The sequence below is a fragment of the Pseudoalteromonas sp. SR45-5 genome, assembly GCF_014163565.1.
GTDB classification, from domain to species: Bacteria; Pseudomonadota; Gammaproteobacteria; order Enterobacterales; family Alteromonadaceae; genus Pseudoalteromonas; species Pseudoalteromonas distincta.
Genome location: NZ_JACJDN010000326.1, coordinates 1 through 4,410 on the forward strand (window position 1 = coordinate 1; position 4,410 = coordinate 4,410).

Annotated in this window: 3 protein-coding genes; 1 reads left to right on the forward strand and 2 read right to left on the reverse strand. The window is 40.0% G+C overall.

Annotated features, from left to right (window positions below; genetic code table 11):
* Nucleotides 1–70: 70 nt before the first annotated feature.
* Nucleotides 71–721 carry a response regulator transcription factor gene (locus H5072_RS12525; RefSeq protein ID WP_002958948.1) on the reverse strand — a complete coding sequence of 217 codons (651 nt, stop codon included), beginning with the start codon at nucleotides 719–721 and terminating at the stop codon, nucleotides 71–73.
* A 104-nt stretch (nucleotides 722–825) separates the two neighbouring features.
* On the reverse strand, nucleotides 826–2,766 hold the full coding sequence (acs, locus tag H5072_RS12530) for an acetate--CoA ligase (protein WP_182693707.1): 1,941 nt from the start codon (nucleotides 2,764–2,766) through the stop codon (nucleotides 826–828).
* A gap of 444 nt (nucleotides 2,767–3,210) precedes the next feature.
* Between acs and H5072_RS12535 the strand changes: the two genes are divergently transcribed.
* Nucleotides 3,211–4,377: a DcaP family trimeric outer membrane transporter gene (locus H5072_RS12535; protein WP_024600614.1), complete on the forward strand. Its 1,167-nt coding sequence runs from the start codon at nucleotides 3,211–3,213 to the stop codon at nucleotides 4,375–4,377.
* Nucleotides 4,378–4,410 lie beyond the last annotated feature (33 nt).

Sequence of the window (4,410 nt, forward strand, 5' to 3'; positions counted from 1 at the left end):
TGAAAAAATGCCAGCATTGTTGCTGGCATTTTTTTGCTCATAAATAAGCTAATAACTTTTTAAATGTAAATTATGCCTGCTCTATTGGTTCGAGCTTTAATTTAGCGGCAATTAAAACGGCTTGGGTACGATTGTACACACCGAGTTTTCTAAATATGGCTGTAATGTGTGCTTTTACTGTCGCTTCTGATATGTGTAGTTCATAAGCAATTTGCTTATTAAGTAAACCTTCGTGCAGATATTGCAGCACTCGGTATTGTTGAGGCGTTAATGAGGCAACTTGCGCTGCTATTTCTCTATCTTCACCTTCAATTTCAGCTACTTTGTTTTTTAGCTCTTTTGGTAGCCATGTATCGCCTTCAAGTATTTGGTTAATTGCACTGGCAATATCATCAGACGATGATGATTTAGGAATAAAACCCATAGCGCCGTAACCCATTACTTTAGAAACGATATTCACGTCTTCACTACCCGAAACAACGGCAATAGGTAAGCTTGGGTATTCTTCTCTAATACGAATAAGACCATATAAATCACCATTACCTGGCATGTGAAGGTCTAGCAGTAATATATCAAGATCCTCTTGCTCGCTTAACACTTGCAGTGTGCTGTCAAAATCGGATGATTCAAAAACCTCTAAACCCTCAAATTTTGCGCTCAGTGCGCCCTTTAGTGCTTCACGAAATAACGGATGATCGTCCGCTATTAAAAACTGACTCATGGTTCACTCCTAATAAATTCGGCTGCCAGTTAGGTTTTAAACCTTTACTGACAGCCGATATACTACGTTTAGAATCAACTTGTAATCAAGTTTTTAACGCACATTTAACGATTTAATCTGTTCTCGATTAGTTCATCGACAACTGAAGGATCGGCAAGCGTTGACGTATCACCGAGTTGTTGGTGCTCATTTGCAGCGATTTTACGTAAAATACGACGCATAATCTTGCCTGAACGTGTTTTTGGCAAACCCGGTGACCATTGAATCATATCTGGAGATGCAATTGGGCTGAGCTCTTTACGAACCCAATTACGTACCTCTTTAGTTAATTCATCACTTACTGTTATACCTTCGTTAGGCGTAATGTAAACATAAATACCTTGGCCTTTAATATCATGGGGGTAACCTACAACAGCAGCTTCTGCTACCGCTTCATGCGCAACTAACGCACTTTCAATTTCGGCAGTACCAAGGCGGTGCCCAGACACATTAAGTACATCGTCCACACGACCTGTGATCCAGTAATAACCATCTTCATCACGACGACAACCATCGCCTGTAAAGTAAACTCCTGGGTAGGCGCTAAAATAAGTTTGTTCAAAACGTACATGGTCGCCATAAACAGTTCGAGCTTGCGATGGCCAACTATCTAAAATAACTAAATTACCATCTACGGCACCTTCGAGTGTATTACCTTCAGCATCAAATAATGCAGGCGCAATACCAAAAAATGGATGTGTTGCAGAACCTGGTTTTGTATCAGTAGCACCCGGAAGTGGTGTGATCATAATGCCACCGGTTTCTGTTTGCCACCATGTATCAACAATCGGGCAATTAGATTTACCAATACTCTCGTAATACCATGTCCACGCTTCTGGATTTATTGGCTCACCTACTGAACCTAAAATACGTAAACTATCGCGATGTGACGAAGCTGTAGGCTCATCACCTTTAGCCATTAGTGCTCTAATTGCTGTAGGGGCGGTATATAAAATAGTAACACCGTGTTTATCAACTACTTCGCCCATACGCCCTGCAGTTGGATAAGTGGGGACTCCTTCAAATAAAACCTGAGTACAACCGTTTACTAATGGCCCGTACGCAATGTAACTGTGGCCTGTGATCCAACCTACATCGGCACTACACCAATACACATCATCTTCTTTTAAATCAAATACGTATTCATGTGTCATTGATGAGTAAACTAAGTAGCCACCTGTAGTATGTACAACACCTTTAGGCTGACCAGTAGAACCTGATGTATACAATATAAACAAAGGATCTTCAGCATTCATTGGCTCTGGCTCACACTGTGCCGGTAAGTCAGCAACTAGCTCGTGCCACCATATATCGTGCTCATTCCAATCAACTTCACCGCCTGTTAATTGATGCACAATAACGTGTTCAATTGTGGTTACAGTTTCTTGCGCTACCGCTTCATCTACATTTGCTTTTAATGGAACACAATTTCCTGCTCTGCGTCCCTCATCAGAAGTAATAACAACCTTAGCACCAGAATCTCTAATACGATCAGCAATAGCCGATGGTGAAAAACCACCAAATACAACAGAATGAATAGCACCAATACGTGCACAAGCTTGCATTGCATACACCGCTTGTGGGGTCATTGGCATATAAATAGCTACGCGGTCACCTTTTTGTACACCCAGTTTTTTTAAACCATTGGCAAATTTAGCCACTTCGTCATGAAGTTTTTGATAAGTAATGTTCTCACTTTGAGAAGGATCATCTCCTTCCCAAATAAGCGCAATTTTGTCTGCTTTCGTTTTTAAGTGGCGGTCAATACAGTTGTAAGACGCATTTAAATAGCCATCTTCATACCATTTAATACTGATGTGGCCTTTATCAAAAGAGGTGTTTTTAACTTTAGTGTAAGGAGTAGACCAATCGAGGCGTTTGCCATGCTCACGCCAAAAACTTTCTGGGTCATCAATAGATTGCTTATAAAGCGTATTATATTTATTTTTATCAATGAGAGTCGCATCTTTAATATGCGCAGGAACTGGATAGATACTTTGTGACATCTTCGTCTCCATTTAAATTACTTGCCTTAAGCTTTTATCAAGGATTACTCAGCAGTACTTTATTAAGTATTAGACCTTAGTTGTACTCTACTCCAATTTACTCATTTGTAGTTTATAATCCACCTGCTTTCAATTTTTTTACATAAATAATACAACGCGTTAAATGTAAGTAAATGCAAACTAATCAACTCTAAAACCTTAGTCTTATAGACCAATAGGTAATTGAGTAAATATTGCACATATTCAAAAGTGTTTGTGTACTTTTTAATAAAGATATTTGCGGTATTACTTGCTAAAGCTTTATTTAACGAATGAAAACAATATGTGTATTGAGAAGCCAAACTAACACCCTTTTTTATTCGTAAGTAATACTAGTAGCAAGTAATACAACCTTACATGAAAAAAAAAGCAACAAACAACAAGTAGCCTATAAAGGACACCACAATGAAATTTACCCCATTAAAAACATTAGCAGCAAGCGCTGTATTATGTGCATTATCAAGCACTGCTTATGCAGCGACTGCCGCAAAAATTGGTGATACGGAATTTACTTACGGTGGATACATTAAACTCGACTCTATGTGGAGTGATTATTCAGCGGGTGCGCCTGCAGGCTCAAACGTAGGTCGTGACTTTTACGTACCAAGTACGTTAACAGTTGGCGATGATAACAGCTCAGATGCTGTATTTGATATGCATGCTCGTGAGTCACGTTTTAACTTTGGCACAGCCACTGTTATGGATAACGGTAAAACCGTTAATACTAAAATTGAAATTGACTTTTTGGCCTCGGCTGCTGGCGGTAATGAGCGAGTTTCAAATTCTTACGCCCCGCGTATTCGCCATGCCTTTGTGACTTACGATGGTTGGTTATTTGGTCAAACATGGTCTAACTTCCAAAACGTGGGGGCGCTTGCTGAAACGCTTGATTTTGTAGGCCCTGCTGAGGGCACTGTGTTTGTGCGTCAATCGCAAATTAAATACACCACTGGCGCATGGTCGTTTTCATTAGAAAACCCAGAAAGTACAATTTCTACTACTAGCGGTATGGTAGTAACTGATGATGCATCATTGCCTGACTTTACAGCTCGTTACACACACAAAGCCGATTGGGGTAACATTGTGGTTGCAGCGCTTGCTCGCCAACTTACTTATAAAGTAGGCAGTGTTGATGCAGATGAAACTTCTTTTGGTATTAGTGCATCAGGTAAAATAAACCTTGGTGAAGACAACCTTAAATTTATGCTTACTCAAGGTAAAGGCTTAGGCCGTTACGTAGGCTTAAACGTTGCTCACGGTGCTGTACTTAATGGTGATGAACTAGATGCAATTGATTCGACTTCTGGTTTTGTTGCTTACCAGCACAAGTGGACAAGCCAATGGCGTTCAACGTTCTTATATTCATTCTTCAGTGCTGATAACAACACTGATTTATTAGCTATTTCTGGTGATCCGACTGAATCAAGCCAAAGCTATAGCGCTAACATTCTATACTCACCGGTTAAACGTCTAACTTTTGGTGCTGAGCTAAAGCATGCTGAGCGTGAAACTGAAAGCGGCGTTGATGGCGATTTAGACCGCTTACAGTTTTCTGTTAAATACTCTTTTTAATAGCTAAAAAGCTAACAACTTTAAAAAGCGGCC

Bases quoted from the DNA above. Each gene is read 5' to 3' on its own strand.
- H5072_RS12525 (WP_002958948.1), bottom strand. From the start codon at position 721: ATGAGTCAGTTTTTAATAGCGGACGATCATCCGTTATTTCGTGAAGCA.
- acs (WP_182693707.1), bottom strand. From the start codon at position 2,766: ATGTCACAAAGTATCTATCCAGTTCCTGCGCATATTAAAGATGCGACT.
- H5072_RS12535 (WP_024600614.1), top strand. From the start codon at position 3,211: ATGAAATTTACCCCATTAAAAACATTAGCAGCAAGCGCTGTATTATGT.